Here is a 15417-nt window from a genome sequence, read left to right as displayed (position 1 = left end):
CAGGGTCGTCATGCACGGGCCTCCGCCGTGTGTGCCGCCAGTTGCTGTGCCCGCCTGCGGGCCCAGGTCTCCGCTTCGAGGACGTCCGCGACGGTGAGCGAAGTTCCCGCACGCGGGCTGCCGTGCTCCTCCACCACCCGGGTCACGGTCTCCATGATCCCGTTGAACGGCAGTGCGCCGGCCCGGAAGGCCTCCACGCACTCCTCGTTTGCCGCATTGAACACCGCCGGTGCCGTGCCCGCGAGCTCGCCCACGTGACGCGCCAGGTTGACCGAGGGGAAGGCGTCGTTGTCGAGCGGGAAGAACTCCCACGTCGACGCCTTGCTCCAGTCGAAGGTCGGCGCGGCGTCGGAGATGCGCTCCGGCCAGCCGAGGCCGATGGCGATCGGCCCGCGCATGTCGGGGGGCGTCGCCTGGGCGATCGTGGATCCGTCGGTGAACTCAACCATCGAGTGAACATACGACTGGGGATGCACGACCACCTCAATGCGGTCGAAGGAAATGTCGTAGAGGAGGTGCGCCTCGATGACCTCCAGGCCCTTGTTGACCAGGGTCGCGGAGTTGATCGTGATGACCGGGCCCATGGCCCAGGTGGGGTGGGCGAGCGCGTCCTCGACGGTCACTTGAGCCAGGTCCGCCTTCGAGCGGCCCCGGAACGGCCCCCCGGACGCCGTGACGACCAGCTTCCGTACGTCTGCCCGCGTCCCGGACGCCAGCGCCTGGAACAGGGCCGCGTGCTCGGAGTCGACCGGGATGATCTGCCCGGGCTTGGCGAGCGCCTTGACCAGCGGCCCGCCGACGATCAGGGACTCCTTGTTGGCGAGCGCGAGCGTGCGGCCCGCTTCCAGGGCGGCGAGCGTGGGGGCGAGGCCGATGGAGCCGGTGATGCCGTTCAGGACGGTGTGGCAGTCGGAGGCGGCGACCTGGGCGGCGGCCTCCGGGCCGGCCAGGATCTCGGGGAGCGGCTCCCCCGTGCCGTACTGGGCGGCGAGTGCCTCGCGCAGGGCCGGTACGACGTCCTCGCGGGCGACCGCGACGGTCCGCGCCTTCAGCCGGTAGGCCTGCTCGGCGAGGAGGGCGACCCGGCCGCCGTTGGCGGACAGGGCGGTGACCCGGAACCGGTCGGGATTGCGCAGCACGAGGTCGATGGCCTGGGTGCCGATCGAGCCGGTGGAGCCGAGGATCACCACGTCCTTGGGGCCGTCGCCCGCTACGGGGTCGTAGACCAGATGCGGGTCGGCGAGTGGGGCTGGACTGTCGCTCATTCCCCCATTGTGGCCGGAAGGGCTGACAGGGAGGACAGGGCATCCCCATCCGGCAGGTAACAGGATGGTGAGGGGTCACTGCGGCCAGTGACCCCTCAAGGCTTCTGCGGCCCTCGAACCGTCGGTCACCTGATCGGCCGGTGCACGTTCTCCCGTTCGCTCGGGCCCGGCGTCGCGTCGGCGATCCAGGGGGCGCCGTCGTCCGACGGGTCGACGATGCCCTGCTCCAGCCACTCGTACGTGCCCGACATCACGCCCTTGACGACCTTGCGGTCGAGGTCGTCGGTGTTGGACCACAGGCGGCCGAAGAGCTCCTCGATCCGCAGGCGGGCCTGCTGGCAGAAGGCGTCGGCGAGCTGGTAGGCCTCGCGGCCGTGCTCGCCCTGGCCGCGCAGGTGCTCGGCGCGCACGCACACCGCGCTCATGGCGAACAGCTCGGCGCCGATGTCGACGACCCGGCCCAGGAAGCCCTGCTTGGTCTCCATACGGCCCTGCCAGCGGGACATGCCGTAGAAGGTGGAGCGGGCGAGTTTGCGGGACGTGCGTTCGACGTAGCGAAGGTGCGGGGAGAGGTCGACGCCGCGTTTGAACTCGCCGTACGAATACGGCAGTTGCCCCTGGCCGGCGACCAGCTTCGGCAGCCACTTGGCGTAGAAGACGCCGGCGTTCGCGCCCGCCTTCGCCTTGTCCTGGAGGGATTTGTCGGGATCGATGAGATCACCGGCGACCGACAGGTGGGCGTCGACGGCCTCGCGGGCGATCAGCAGGTGCATGATCTCCGTCGAGCCCTCGAAGATGCGGTTGATGCGCAGGTCGCGCAGCACCTGCTCGGCGGCGACCGGGCGCTCGCCGCGGGCCCTGAGCGACTCGGCCGTCTCGAAGCCGCGGCCGCCGCGGATCTGGATCAGTTCGTCGGCGATCGTCCAGGCCATCTCGGAGGCGTAGAGCTTGGCGAGGGCGCCTTCGATGCGGATGTCGTTGCGGTCCTCGTCGGCCATCTGCGAGGCCAGGTCGGTGACGGCCTCCAGGGCGAAGGTGGTGGCCGCGATGAAGGAGATCTTCGAGCCGACGGCCTCGTGGTGGGCGAGCGGCTTGCCCCACTGCTCGCGGGCGGCCGACCACTCGCGGGCGATCTTCAGGCACCATTTGCCGGCGGCGACACAGGACGCGGGCAGGGACAGCCGTCCGGTGTTCAGCGTGGTGAGCGCGATCTTCAGGCCGGCGCCCTCGGGGCCGATGCGGTTGGCGGCGGGGACGCGGACCTGGTGGAAGCGGGTGACGCCGTTCTCGATGCCGCGCAGGCCCATGAAGGCGTTGCGGTTCTCGACGGTGATGCCGGGCGAGTTGGTCTCCACGACGAAGGCGGTGATGCCGCCCTTGTGGCCCTCGGACTTCGGCACCCGGGCCATGACGACGAGGAGGTCGGCGACCACGCCGTTGGTCGTCCACAGCTTGACCCCGTCGAGGACGTAGTCGTCCCCGTCGGGTACCGCGGAGGTGGCCAGGCGGGCCGGGTCGGAGCCCACGTCGGGCTCGGTCAGCAGGAAGGCGCTGATGTCGGTGCGGGCGCAGCGCGGCAGGAACCGCTCCTTCTGCTCCGGGGTGCCGAACAACTTCAGCGGCTGCGGTACGCCGATCGACTGATGGGCGGAGAGCAGCACGCCGATCGCGGGGGACGCCGAGCCGGCCAGGGTGAGGGCCTTGTTGTAGTAGACCTGGCCGAGGCCGAGCCCGCCGTACTTGGTGTCGATCTTCATGCCGAAGGCGCCGATCTCCTTCAGCCCGTCGATCACGTCGTCGGGGATGCGGGACTCGCGCTCGATGAGGGCGCCGTCGACCTTCGTCTCGACGAAGTCGCGGAGCTTGGCGAGGAACTCCTCGCCGCGCTGGGCTGCCTCGTCGGTGGGCATCGGGTGGGGGTGGATCAGGTCGAGGCGGAAGCGGCCCAGGAACAGTTCCTTGGCGAAGCTGGGCTTGCGCCAGTCCTGCTGCCGGGCCTCCTCCGCCACCTGACGTGCCTCACGCTCAGTGACAGTGGGCTTCGTGGGTGCTGCGGACATGAGGCTCACCTCGCCGTGAATCGGGATCATGGGCCGTTTGGTTACCGACGGGTGCTACCCGATCGTATGTACCCGATTACGGGCGGGGCCACCACCCTGCGCGCATCCGTTCAGCCGATGTTGACGGAGTACGCCCCGGTGTCCAGGCGGTCGGCGCCCCTGGAAGTGCACGGTGAGAGGTGTTGCGGCGACTGGGCCGTTCGAGGGACGGTGCCCCTGGGGAGAAAAGCTGTCGAAGCGCTTCGACAACCTATGGACACCCAGCCTCGCCAGAGTTAGTGTCGCATCACCCTCACACCCCCCCCTGTACGCATCGGCGCACTGTCGAAGCGCTTCACAAGAGCTTGGAGAGCTGGATGGTCACCCTCGCCGAGGTCGCCCAGCACGCCGGAGTCTCGGCGAGCACGGTGAGCTATGTCCTCAGTGGCAAGCGGTCCATCTCCACGACCACCCGGCACCGGGTCGAGCAGAGCATCCGCGAACTCGGCTACCACCCGAACGCGGGCGCCCGTGCCCTGGCCAGCAGCAGATCGAACATCATCGCGCTGATGATCCCGCTGCGCACCGACATGTATGTGCCGGTGATGATGGAGATCGCCATCGCGGTGGCCACCACGGCCCGCACGCACGGCTACGACGTCCTGCTGCTGACCGGCGAGGAGGGCCCCGACGCGGTGCGCCGCGTCACCGGCAGCGGGCTCGCCGACGCGATGATCCTGATGGACGTCCAGCTGGACGACGAGCGGCTGCCGCTGCTGCGCGGCACCCACCAGCCGTCCGTGCTGATCGGGCTGCCCGCCGACACCTCCGGGCTGACCTGCGTCGACCTCGACTTCAAGGCGACCGGCGCGCTGTGCGTGGAGCATCTGGCGACACTGGGGCACCGCGACATCGCTGTCATCGGCGAGGCACCGGCCGTCTATGAACGGCACACCGGTTTCGCGGAGCGCACGCTCGACGGACTGCGGCTGCGCTCGCGGGAGTTGGGGCTCCGGCTGCTGCACCGGCCGTGCGAGGGCGGGTACGACGCGATGGCCGTCACCCTCGCCCGCATCCTCGACGAACGCCCCGGCACCACCGGGTTCGTCGTGCAGAACGAGTCGGCGGTCGAACCGCTGCTCGCCCTGCTGCGCCAGCAGGGCCGTGCCGTGCCCGAGGACGTGTCGGTGGTCGGCATCTGCCCCGACCAGGTGGCCACCCAGGCCTCGGTGCGGCTGACGTCCGTCTCCATTCCCGCGCAGGAGATGGGCCGGCACGCCGTGGAGCAGCTGGTCGCCAAGCTCGACGGGCGCGGCAGCGACGAAGTCCTGCTGATCGCACCCGAGTTGACGGTCCGGGCGAGCACGGGCCCGGCGCCGTCCGCCGCCCACTGACACCTCACCACCCACCCCCACTGACCGCTTCACCGCCGTGCCCTCGCCGGGCACCCCCATGTCTGCATTCGCTGCCCTCCTGAGGAGCACACCTCGTGAATCAGCCTGCCGAGAACCAGCCCCAGCCAGGCACGGTCAGCCTCGCGCAGTCGTCCCCGACCGTCGGCACGTTCCGCGAGCGGGACGGCGCGCTGGAGTGGAGCGGCCGCCAGGAGACCGTACGTGTCGAGCCGTGGGGTCCGGACGCGGTCCGGGTGCGTGCCCGGCTCGGTGGGCCGGTGCTCGAAGGACTGCCGGGCGCGCTCCTGGAGGCCGCCCCGCCCACCGAGTCCGCCGTCAAGATCGAGGACGGGCTGGGCACGCTGACCGTCGGCGCCCTGACCGTCGAGGTCGACGCCGAGGGCCTGATCCGGTTCCTGCGCACCGAGGACGGCGAGGAGGTGCTCGCCGAGGAGCGCGCCCACTTCTGGTGGCCCGGCCCGCGTCTCTACACCGCCGTCGGCAACGGCCACCACCGCCTGGAGCAGCGCTTCGCCGCGTACGACGACGAGAAGCTGTACGGCCTCGGCCAGCACCAGCACGGCCGCCTCGACCAGAAGGGCCTGGTCCTCGACCTCGTCCAGCGCAACGCCGAGGTCGGCATCCCGGTGCTGTCCTCCAGCCGTGGCTACACCCTGCTGTGGAACAACCCGGCGATCGGCCGCGTGGAGCTCGCGCACAACGGCACCCGGTGGGTCGCCGACTCGGCCCGCCAGATCGACTACTGGATCACCGCGGGCGGCCCGGCCGACGGCCAGCGGCGCTACAGCGCGGTGACGGGCCGCACACCGATGCTGCCGGAGTGGGCGGCCGGATTCTGGCAGTGCAAGCTGCGCTACCGCACACAGGACGAACTCCTCGCGGTGGCAAGGGAGTACAAGCGCCGGGGCCTGCCCCTGTCGGCGATCGTCTGCGACTTCTTCCACTGGACGCACCTGGGCGACTGGAAGTTCGACCCGGCGGAGTGGCCCGACCCGGCGGCCATGGTCCGGGAACTGGACGAGCTGGGCGTCAAGTTGGTGGTCAGCGTATGGCCGTCGGTGTCTCCGCTGAGCGAGAACCACGCCCTGATGGAGCAGCGCGGCTACTTCATCGGCACCCAGTACGGCCCGATGGCACACGCCGACTGGCCCGACAAGGAGGTGGCCTCCACGGTCCAGGTGGCGTTCTACGACGCCACGAACCCAAACGCGCGTGAGTTCGTGTGGTCGAAGGTGCGCGACAACTACGTCGTCCCGTACGGCATCACGGCCTTCTGGCTGGATGCCTGCGAGCCGGAGCTGAAGCCGGGCTTCCAGGAGAACCTGCGCTACTGGACGGGGCCGGGCCTTGAGGTCGGCAACTGCTACCCGGCCGAGAACTCCCGCACCTTCCACGAGGGCCTGCGGGCCCAGGGTGAGGAGGTCATCACCCTCAACCGCTCGGCGTGGGCGGGCAGTCAGCGCTACGGCGCCGCCCTGTGGTCCGGCGACATCGGCACCGACTTCCCGACCCTGCGCCGCCAGCTCGCGGCCGGCCTCAACACCGCACTGTCCGGCATCCCCTGGTGGAACACGGACATCGGCGGCTTCCACGGCGGCGACCCGGACGACCCGGCGTACCGCGAGGTCATGGTCCGCTGGTTCCAGTTCGGCGCACTGTCCCCGCTGATGCGTCTGCACGGTTTCCGCGACCCGGGCATGCCGCTCGGCCCGGAGATGACCGGCGGCCCGAACGAGGTGTGGTCGTACGGCGAGGAGGTGGCCCCGATCCTGGAGAAGTACCTGCGGCTGCGCGAGCGCCTCAAGCCGTACGTCCTTCAGGTCATGCGCGAGGCCCACGAGGAGGGCCTGCCGGTGATGCGGCCGCTGTTCCTGGAGTTCCCGGACGACCCGGCGGCCTGGTCGGTCGACGACGCCTACCTCTTCGGCCGCGACCTGCTCGTCGCCCCGGTGCTGACGGCGGGCGCGACGACGTGGACGGCATATCTCCCCGCGGGCGCGCGCTGGACGGACGCGTGGACCGGGGAGACGTACGAGGGCGGCGCGGCCGTGTCGGTCGACGCCCCGCTGGACCGCATCCCGCTGTTTCTGCGGGACGGGGCACGGCTGCCCGTAGCTCAGTAGCCGTGCCGGAGGGGGTGGCCGGACGGTGGAGGTCTTCCGGCCACCCCCTCGGCCGCTTGCCCAACTTGCTTGTCCAGCACGTCAGTTCATCGGGATAGAGTCGCCGCGTGTCCTCGCCTCCGCTCGCCCTCACTCTCGCCAACCAGCTGCTGCGGCCGGGCTTCGGATCCCGTCGCGGGCCCGACCGGATCTTCGACCGGATCGTCGTGGAGACGGGAGAGGCGAAGGGAGACCGGCAGTTCGTCGACGACTTCCGGTTGCTGCTGCGCTGGTGGGCCGGGGCCGAGAACCTCACGCCGGTCGGCTGGCAGTCCGCTCAGGTCTTCGTGCGCCGGCATCTCGCCAACCGGGCGCGGGTGCGTGGGCTGATCGCCGAGCACCCGGAGATCGAGCGGGAACCGATCGAGAAGCCGGTCTTCGTCGTGGGCCTGCCGCGCACCGCGACCACCGTCACGCACGCCGTACTCTCGCTCTCGGCCGAGCACCGCGGCCCCCTGCTGTGGGAACTGCTCACCCCCGGCCTGGAGCCGTCGCCCCGCGAGCGCCGGAAGGCGGTCACGGCAGGCCGCCGTATGGTCCAGGGAACGAACCTGTTCGCGCCGCGCTTCCGCGACATCCACGCGATGGCCGCCGAGGGCCCGGAGGAGTGCACTTTCGCCCTGCCGCACGCCCTGATGCCGCTGTCGCAGGTGCTGATACCGCAGTACGTGCAGTGGTACCGCGAGCGGGACTTCACCGACGACTACCGGTACCTCAAGCAGGTGTTCCAGGTCCTGCAGTACGGCCGTCCGCGGCGCCGCTGGATCCTCAAGTCCCCGCTGCACCTGGGCAACCTCGACGCGCTGCACGCGGTGTTCCCGGACGCCACGATCGTGTGGTGCCACCGCGATCCGGTCACCGCCGTGGCCTCCTTCTGCAGCCTGATCGAGCACGGCATGGCCGTCAGCACCCGCCCCCTCGACCTGCACGGCATCGGCGCCACCTGGTCCGGCCTGCTGAGCCGTGCCATGCGACGCGGCCTCGCGGCCCGTGCCGCCCTCCCCCGCGAGGCGGTGGTGGACGCCCCGTACTCCTGGCTCGGCGCCGAGCCCGCCACGGGTGCCCCGAAGCTCTACGACGCGGTCGGCGCCCGCTGGACCGCCACCGAGGCCGCCCGGCTGGCCGGTGCCGTCGCCCGCCCGAAGGGCACCCGGCCGCACCGCTACGACCTGGCCCGCTACGGCCTGACCCGGGCCGCGGTGGAGGACGCCTTCGCGGACTACAACGCGCTGCGGGCCGAGGTCGACCGCGCCTGAGGCGAGACGCGGACCGGCCCCGGCCCTCCCGGCACGTCAGCTGCTGCTGACGGTCAGGTTGTTGGTGGCGAAGTCGAGCCCGCCGGACGACGAGGTGATCTCGTAGCCGAACTGCACGTCGCCGATGGTCTCGCTGCTGGACATCCAGCCCTTGGTGCCCGCGATCCAGCTGAGGATCGGCTTGATGTTGATGCTGCCCGAGGTGGAGTCGGACGTCCGCAGGAACGAGAAGACCTCGTTCGCGCCGTTGTTGCCCTTGTAGACGGTCCAGGTGTGACCGCCGAGCGTGACGTTGCCCTGCGAGGTGCCGAGCGGGCCGACAGCGCCGTTGTAGTTGACCCAGAGCATGATCTCGTAGTCGTAGTCGGTGTCCCAGATGTCGTACGACGTGTTGTACGCGCCGGACGACGGCACGGTGACGTTGTAGCTGCTGGTGAGCGAGCCGAGGGAGGCGATCGTCTTGTTGATCACCTTCTTGGAGTTCGGGTAGGACTTGATGCCGCCGGTGTTCGGGTGGTTGGCCCAGACACCCCAGTTGGTACCGGAGTTGGCCCAGATGCACTGGCTGCCGGCGCCGGAGCCCCAGATGTTGTTGTAGAGCGTGTAGCCGTTCAGGCTGGTGTTGCCCCACTGGTCGCAGGAGTTCCAGACGGCGGCCGAGGCGGGGGCGGAGGCGAGCCCGACGGTGGCGCCGAGGGCCATCGCCGGGGCCAGTACGGCCATGGTGATCTTGCGCAGTGCGGTCTTTGCCATGGTGTCCCTTTCCATGGGTGGGGGGAGTTGCGGGGGTTACCACGCCCCGAGGCTGAGGACGTGGTCTTCTCCGGCGACGAGGTCGAGCGGTCGTGCGTCGCCGTCGCCGTCGCCGGAGGAAGTCCGGAGTTCGATACGGGCGGCGCGGGACGGCTTCAGGACCGCCGTGGCGCCGTCGGGCGTCCAGGTCAGGTCGACCTCCGCGCCGAACCGCGTGCGTACGCCCCGAAGGCGGCCCTCGGGGAGGCTGGGCGGCACGGCGGGCAGCAGGACCAGCCGGTCCGGGGCCGACTGCACGAGCATCTCGATCAGCACGGCGGGCAGGGTGTGCGCGGCGTCCGCGTTGTAGACGTCGCGGTTCGGGTAGTGGGCGCTCATCAGGGAGGCGTGGAAGAAGTCGCCGCCCAGGACCTGGCCGAGTGCGTGGGCGACCCGATCGCCGTCCCGGAGGCGGGCCGCGACGAGGGCGTGGTGGAGATGGCCGTGCGCGGAGTCGTTCTCGGCGCCGCGCAGTTCGAGGGCGCGGTGGGCGGCCGCGGCGAGGGCGGGGGTGTCGTAGGGGGTGATCTCGTCGAGCGGCCAGACGCCGTAGAGGTGGCTGAGGTGGCGGTGGTCGTACGTGTCCTCCAGGCCCGGCCAGGCCCATTCGGCGAGGGCGCCGTCCGCGTTGATCCGGTGCGGAGGGAGGCGGTCGGCGAGGGCGCGCCAGCGGGCGGCGTCCGGGGTGTCCGGGTGGTAGCCGGCGGCGGTGAGCAGCGCGTGGCGGGCCGCCGAGAGGTCCATGGCCGCGTTGACGGTGCCCCAGCTCGCGTTGGCCGGGCGGTTCTCGGGTGAGTAGGACGGGACCACGACCAGGTGGCCGTTCTCGTCGGTGCGGGTGAGGAAATCCTCGTAGAACCGGGCGACTTCGGCGAGGGCCGCGGCCGTGCGCGGGTCACGCTCACCGCGTGCCTCGTCGTGGTCGACGAGCGGCTTGAGCAGCCAGTCGGCGCCGGCTGTCCAAAGGTGCAGGGGGTACTCGCGGCTGAAGTGGTGGATGTGACCGGACTCGCCGTCGGTGTGGGCGGGGGCGACGACGCCACGGGTGCCGAAGATCGCGCGGGCGTTGTCCCGCCAGTGGTCCAACTGGGCTTGGACGAGGCAGGCATGGGCCTCGGTCACCTCCGGGAGCGCTGCCGCGGCGGCCGACGCTGTCTGGAGGTTGAGGTTGGCGTCGGTGGTGAACGCGCCCGACCAGGCCGTGTTCCAGTCTCCGGTCCACAGACCGGTCAGCCGTGGCGGCAGCATCCCGGCGGCGGAGAGCAGGTGGTAGCGGCCGGCCGCGAAGAGGCGTTCCAGGAGGGCGGGGCTCTTCGGGCGGCTGACCAGGCCGGAGCCGGGCAGGGCCCGTTCGGCCGCGTCGGCGCCGAGGTCGAGGCCGGCGCGGAGGTAGGCGGGGCGGTGCAGGTCGGCGTGGCGGGTGAGGAGGCGGTCGTACGGGTCCTCGTCGCCGTCGGGCAGCAGGGCGCGCAGTGCCCGCGCCTCGGCGAGGGCGTCCAGCTCGCCGGTGTGGCGCCGGACGCGGGTGAGGAGCAGCAGCGAACGGGCGTTCTCGATACGCAGGCCCGGCAGGGAGGTGCGGGTGCTGCCGCCCGTGACCACGGCGAGGGTGACGCCCGTGTACGCGCGGTCGCTTCCGGGGTAACGGGCGCGCAGGGTGAGGAGCGCGCCCTCGGCGGTGAGCACGGCGCTGTGTCCGACCGCCAAGCCGTACGGGGCGCCCGGAAGCTGGTGATCCAGGGTGACGTCGAGGGTGAGGCCGGGTTCGGTGACGTACTGGACGATGACGTCGTCGGCTCGGGAGACGAAGACCCGGCTCCGCCAACCGCCGTGCCGGGCCGAGCAGACGCCGGTGGTGAAGTCGACCGAGCGGTGGTGGTCCCCGCGCTCCTCGACCGCCGGGCGGCGCAGTCGCAGCTGGAAGGCGGGGTGGAAGGGCTGCACCCACTGCAGCTCCCGCCCGTCGGTGAAGCGCTCGGCCGCGGTGACGTCCCCCGCGAGCAGCCGGTCCTGAAGGTGCGGGAGTTCGGCGGCCAGGGCAGGTGGACGGGCGTGTTCGCCGCCGTTGGGGCGGACCAGGGTGTGGTGGTTGACGATGATCCGGTCGACGTTCGGATCACCGAACACCATGACGCCGTGTCGGCCGTTCCCACTGAGGAAGGCGTCCTCCCAGCTGGCGGCGGGGGCGGGCTCCCAGGTGCCGTGCACCGGCCCGCTCATGAGGCGGCCTCCAGTACGGCGACCCCGTACCGTCCCAGCTCCACCGAGTCGGTGACGTCCGTGCCGGTCAGCAGGTCGCGGTGGCGGCCGGGCACGGGCGCGGTGACTGTGTCGCGGCCGTGGTTCAGAAGGAACAGCAGGCCGCCCCGCCGTACCGCCTCCACGCCCGCCGGAAGTCCGGCGAGGGCCGGTCGTACGCCCGCCCCCGTCGCGATGTCGGCGAGCAGGGTGCGCAAAGCGTGCGGCTCGGGGAGGGTGGACACGTACCAGGCGCGGCCCTTGCGCAGGACGGCCGGCAGTCCGTCCAGCTCGCCGCCCTTGTAGGGCGTCACCGCGTCCACGTCGTCCGCCGCCTCGATCTCCTCGGACCACAGGGTGCCGTGGAAGCCCTCGACGTCGGCCTTCTCCCCCGCGTCGAGCGGCCACCATTCGTGCAGCGTGCGGATGCCGAACAGCTCGCGCAGCCGTACGTCCATGCCGCCGGGGCGCACACGGTCGTCCTCGTCGGCGATGCCGGTCTGGAAGCCGGCGACGAGAGTGCCACCGTTCTCGGCGTAGGCCACGAGGTGGTCGATGGCCGCGTCCGTCATCAGGTACAGCTGGGGGACGACGACCAGCTTGTAGGCGGACAGGTCGTGCTCGGGGTGGGCGAAGTCCGCGACGGTGTGCGCCTCCCAGAGGGCGCGGTGCCAGGCGCGGACGATCTGCGGGTAGTCGACCTCGCAGGACAGCCGGCCGTCCTGCCGGCTCGCCCACCAGGCGTTCCAGTCGAGGAGTACGGCGACCTCGGCGGCCTCGACGCGGGTGTCGGCCACCTTCCCGCTCAGCACTGCCAGTTCGGCGCCGATGCGCTTGACCTCCTGGTACGTACGGCCCTGCTCGCCCGCGTGGCTGACCATCCCCGAGTGGAACTTCTCCGAGCCCTGCCGGGACTGCCGCCACTGGAAGTAGCAGACGGCGTCGGCGCCGCGGGCCACGGCCTGGAGGGACCACAGGCGGTTGAGGCCGGCGGGCTTGGGGTGGTTGACCCCGCGCCAGTTGACCGGCCCCGCCGCCTGCTCCATGACCATCCAGGGGCCGCCGCGGGCCTGCGAGCGGGTCATGTCATGGACGAGCGCGCCCTGCTGTCCGCCGAACGGATCGCGCGGATCGGGGTAGACGTCGACCGAGACGACGTCCTCCCGCTCGGCCCACTGCCAGGCGTCCTGCCCCTGCCAGAACGGCATGAAGTTGGTCGTCACCGGGATGTCCGGGCTGTGCCGGGCGACGATGTCACGTTCGGCGAGATAGCACTCCAGCAGCGCGTCGGACGTGAACCGCCGGAAGTCGAGAACCTGCGTGGGGTTCTTCATGTAGTGCGCGCGGCGCGGCGGCAGGACCTCGTACCAGTCGCCGTACCCCTGGCTCCAGAAGGCGGTGCCCCAGGCCTCGTTGAGGGCGTCGAGCGTGCCGTACCTGTCCTGGAGCCAGCGGCGGAAGGCGGCTTCGGCCTCGGCACCCCAGTCGTAGGTGCAGTACTCGTTGTTGATGTGCCACATCCGCAGGGCCGGGTGACCGGCGTAGCGGGCGGCGAGGTCCTCGGTGATGGCGGCGGCGTAGCTGCGGTACGTCGCGCTGGAGTGGGAGAAGTGCTGGCGGGATCCCCACCACTCGGTCCGGCCGTCCTCGTCGCGCGGGAGCGTCTCGGGGTGCAGCCGGCCCAGCCAGGGCGGGGGCGAGGAGGTGGGGGTGGCGAGGACGACACCGATGCCGCCCGCGTGCATCAGGTCCATCAGCCGGTCCAGCCAGCCGAACTCCCGCACGCCTGGACGTGGTTCGAGTCTGGCCCAGGAGAACACGCCGAGGGTGACCGAGTTGACTCCGGCCTCCTTCATCAGACGGACGTCCTCGTGCCAGGTCTCCTCGGGCCACTGCTCGGGGTTGTAGTCGCCGCCGAAGAGGATGCTGCCGCGGGTGGCGTCACTCATGCCGGGCATCAGACCGGCTCCCCGTACTGGACGCCCCGGCCGTTGGTGGCGAGGTAGACCCGGCCGTGAATGCGCGGGTCACCGGTGACGGCCGCGCCGATCCAGCCCCATTGGCGCCGGTCGTCGTTGATCCGCACCCAGGTCCTCGCCTCGTCGTCGGAGCGATGGACGGCGGTGGTGCTCTCGGTGGAGCCGACCATGTAGACCGCCGGGTAGGGGGCGCCCTCGGCGGCCTTGCCGAAGCCGAGGGTGTACGAGGCCCAGCAGCTGCCGACCTTGGTGAAGGCCGCACCGCCGTCGGTGGAGCGGTACAACCCGTTCCACTTGAGGCTCAGCCACAGATCACCGGACCGGCCGGGTGCCACGGCCAGCTGGAATTCCTTGTCACCGGAGTTCAGCCCGCCGGCCCGCGCAGTGAAGGTCACACCGCCGTCGGTGCTGGCGTGGAGCGTGCCGGTGGCGGTGTCGAAGGCGTAGAAGGTGTCGGGGTCCACGGGGTCCGCGACCGGGGTGGCCCCCTTCGGGAAGGAGGTGACCTCGGCCCAGGTGGCGCCGTTGTCGGCGGAGCGCTGCGCCGGGTAGGGGGTGCCGTCCCAGTGCACGAAGGACCACAGCAGCACGCTGCCGTCGGCGTTGGTGGCGATCGGCCCGGGCGCGTCCTTGGCGATGGCGGGCTGGGTCTCGAAGGGCGCCCAGGTCTGCCCGCCGTCGTTCGAGTGGGCGCCGTTGCCGTTGTCGCCCCAGCCGGTACGGACTACGTACGACGGCCTGGCCGCGGCCTGCGCGAGCCCGGTGGAGGTCCCGAACACGGGATTGGCGGCCATGCCGCGCGCCGGGGACGCGGTGAGCGATTCGTGGTACATCACGCCGATGTCCCCGTTGCCGCTGATGAGGTGCGCCTTCCCGGCCGGCGGCGAGATCAGCTGCCGGACGGACGTCTCCTCCAGGCCCCGGATCTGCGGGGCCCAGTGCACCAGGTCGCGGGTGCCGTAGAGGGTCGCGCCGGTGCCGTACACGAGGTGCCCGGAGTCGTACGGGTCGAGCGCGACCGCCTGGATCCACCAGCCGAACTTGGGCTGCTCGGCACCCCACTTGAGGTACGGCGTCTCGGAGACGTCGAGGACGGCCGTGTCCTTCAACGACGTCCAGGTGCGACCGCCGTCGGTGGTCCGGTACACGGTGTCGATGTCGGCCCAGCGGTTGTTGGTGGAGACCACGACCGTGCCGGGGCGGGCGGCGTCGACGGCGACGCCGCCGTAGCCGAAGGTGTCGGTGCCGCCGGGCTTCACCGGTGTGACCTCGGTCCACTTGCCGTCCGTCGTCCGCAGCTTGTGCACACTGCCGTCGGACTGGCCGTTGGGGCCGGGCGCGTCGGCGTACGTCACGTACAGCTCGCGGGTGTGGCGGTCGTACGCGGCGCGGACCGGGACCTTGGCGGCGGCTCCGGTGGGCCGGCCGGGGACGGGCTCCCAGGTCGTGCCGTCGGACGTGCGGTACAGGCTGGGCTTGTCGGCGCCGCCGTCGGAGTCGCCCCAGCCGGCGTAGACGGTACGGCCGGCCGCGACGAGGAGCGTCACCCCCTGGCCGGTGGCGGCGGGGGCCGCCGGGAACGTCGCCGTCCGCCAAGTGGCGCCCCGGTCGGCCGACTTGAGAAGTCCGTCGTGCCGGGTGCCGAGCCACAGGGTGTCACTGTCCCGCGGATCGACGAGCAGCCGCTCACCACAGCCACGCCCGTCCTCGTTGGCGCCGAGCTTCACGGTGAGGTCGGTGCGCTGCCAGGTGACCCCGCGGTCCTCGGAGCGCAGCACGGCTCCGTTGCCGGCCCAGGACTGGGCGTAGGTGCCCAGGGCGAGGTACAGCCGGTTCGGGTGGGCGGGGTCGACGGCGATGGCCTCGACGCCGAGGAGGTTCCAGTCGTCCCAGCCGAGGTGGTCGGTCAGCGGGGTCCAGCGGGCGGCCCGGTCGTCCCAGCGGTAGGCACCGCCGATGTCGGTACGGGCGTAGGCGAGGCCGCGCACGGCAGGGTGGAAGAGAACGCCGGTGACGAAGCCGGTGCCGCCCATGACGGCGTTGCGCCAGCGGTACGCCTGGCCGGCGGCGACAGCGGGCTCGGCGGCGGACGCCTGCCCTGCGAGGGGCGGAAGGGCGGTGAGCGCGGCAGCGGCCGCGGTTCCGGTGAGGACGGCTCTTCTACTCGGGCTGGACCTACGCATGAACTGACCTCGTTCTGCAACTGGGGGGAGTGGAGACACCAAAGGGGCGCGGGACCGTGTCGAGGTGCGGCTCCGCCGCGTGGGCGCG

General features: G+C 71.4%; 9 protein-coding genes. 3 read left to right on the top strand and 6 right to left on the bottom strand.

The window, feature by feature from the left end; genetic code table 11:
* Positions 1-8: 8 nt before the first annotated feature.
* Both dxr and ACFY5C_RS19990 read right to left on the bottom strand, forming a co-directional pair.
* Positions 9-1265 (bottom strand): 1-deoxy-D-xylulose-5-phosphate reductoisomerase, encoded by a 1257-nt coding sequence (gene dxr, locus ACFY5C_RS19995; protein ID WP_389445971.1) that lies wholly within the window; start codon positions 1263-1265, stop codon positions 9-11.
* A gap of 125 nt (positions 1266-1390) precedes the next feature.
* Positions 1391-3325: an acyl-CoA dehydrogenase family protein gene (locus ACFY5C_RS19990; RefSeq protein ID WP_362384056.1), complete on the bottom strand. Its 1935-nt coding sequence runs from the start codon at positions 3323-3325 to the stop codon at positions 1391-1393.
* 356 nt (positions 3326-3681) lie between these two features.
* Between ACFY5C_RS19990 and ACFY5C_RS19985 the strand changes: the two genes are divergently transcribed.
* The 3 genes from ACFY5C_RS19985 (at position 3682) to ACFY5C_RS19975 (ending at position 8137) form a co-directional block, all read left to right on the top strand.
* Positions 3682-4698 (top strand): LacI family DNA-binding transcriptional regulator, encoded by a 1017-nt coding sequence (locus ACFY5C_RS19985; RefSeq protein WP_389445969.1) that lies wholly within the window; start codon positions 3682-3684, stop codon positions 4696-4698.
* 95 nt (positions 4699-4793) lie between these two features.
* Entirely contained in the window at positions 4794-6842 is a 2049-nt protein-coding gene (locus ACFY5C_RS19980) for a TIM-barrel domain-containing protein (RefSeq protein ID WP_389445966.1), read from the top strand.
* A gap of 107 nt (positions 6843-6949) precedes the next feature.
* Positions 6950-8137 (top strand): sulfotransferase family protein, encoded by a 1188-nt coding sequence (locus ACFY5C_RS19975; protein WP_389445964.1) that lies wholly within the window; start codon positions 6950-6952, stop codon positions 8135-8137.
* Between the two features lie 36 nt (positions 8138-8173).
* Here the strand turns inward: ACFY5C_RS19975 and ACFY5C_RS19970 are convergent, their stop codons facing one another.
* From ACFY5C_RS19970 to ACFY5C_RS19955, 4 genes are read right to left on the bottom strand one after another with little or no spacing between them, the layout of a single operon-like run.
* Positions 8174-8890: a hypothetical protein gene (locus ACFY5C_RS19970; RefSeq protein ID WP_389445961.1), complete on the bottom strand. Its 717-nt coding sequence runs from the start codon at positions 8888-8890 to the stop codon at positions 8174-8176.
* Positions 8891-8926: 36 nt separating this feature from the next.
* The gene (locus ACFY5C_RS19965; RefSeq protein WP_389445958.1) at positions 8927-11149 is read right to left on the bottom strand and encodes a glycoside hydrolase N-terminal domain-containing protein; all 2223 of its coding nucleotides are present in this window, start codon (positions 11147-11149) and stop codon (positions 8927-8929) included.
* Positions 11146-13125, bottom strand: a complete 1980-nt coding sequence (locus ACFY5C_RS19960; RefSeq protein ID WP_389445955.1) for a beta-galactosidase — start codon at positions 13123-13125, stop codon at positions 11146-11148. The genes ACFY5C_RS19965 and ACFY5C_RS19960 overlap by 4 nt, the downstream gene beginning before the upstream one ends.
* On the bottom strand, positions 13125-15329 hold the full coding sequence (locus ACFY5C_RS19955) for a WD40/YVTN/BNR-like repeat-containing protein (RefSeq protein WP_389445952.1): 2205 nt from the start codon (positions 15327-15329) through the stop codon (positions 13125-13127). Before ACFY5C_RS19955 ends, ACFY5C_RS19960 begins: the two co-directional genes overlap by 1 nt.
* Positions 15330-15417: the final 88 nt, after the last annotated feature.

Source organism: Streptomyces sp. NPDC012935 (assembly GCF_042900345.1).
In the GTDB taxonomy this organism is placed as follows: Bacteria; Actinomycetota; Actinomycetes; order Streptomycetales; family Streptomycetaceae; genus Streptomyces.
This window is presented reverse-complemented; position numbering and strand designations above follow the sequence as displayed.

What these genes read in the sequence shown, in the direction of transcription:
- dxr (WP_389445971.1), bottom strand. Translation starts at nt 1,265, where the DNA reads ATGAGCGACAGTCCAGCCCCACTCGCCGACCCGCATCTGGTCTACGAC.
- ACFY5C_RS19990 (WP_362384056.1), bottom strand. Translation starts at nt 3,325, where the DNA reads ATGTCCGCAGCACCCACGAAGCCCACTGTCACTGAGCGTGAGGCACGT.
- ACFY5C_RS19985 (WP_389445969.1), top strand. Translation starts at nt 3,682, where the DNA reads ATGGTCACCCTCGCCGAGGTCGCCCAGCACGCCGGAGTCTCGGCGAGC.
- ACFY5C_RS19970 (WP_389445961.1), bottom strand. Translation starts at nt 8,890, where the DNA reads ATGGCAAAGACCGCACTGCGCAAGATCACCATGGCCGTACTGGCCCCG.
- ACFY5C_RS19965 (WP_389445958.1), bottom strand. Translation starts at nt 11,149, where the DNA reads ATGAGCGGGCCGGTGCACGGCACCTGGGAGCCCGCCCCCGCCGCCAGC.
- ACFY5C_RS19960 (WP_389445955.1), bottom strand. Translation starts at nt 13,125, where the DNA reads ATGCCCGGCATGAGTGACGCCACCCGCGGCAGCATCCTCTTCGGCGGC.
- ACFY5C_RS19955 (WP_389445952.1), bottom strand. Translation starts at nt 15,329, where the DNA reads ATGCGTAGGTCCAGCCCGAGTAGAAGAGCCGTCCTCACCGGAACCGCG.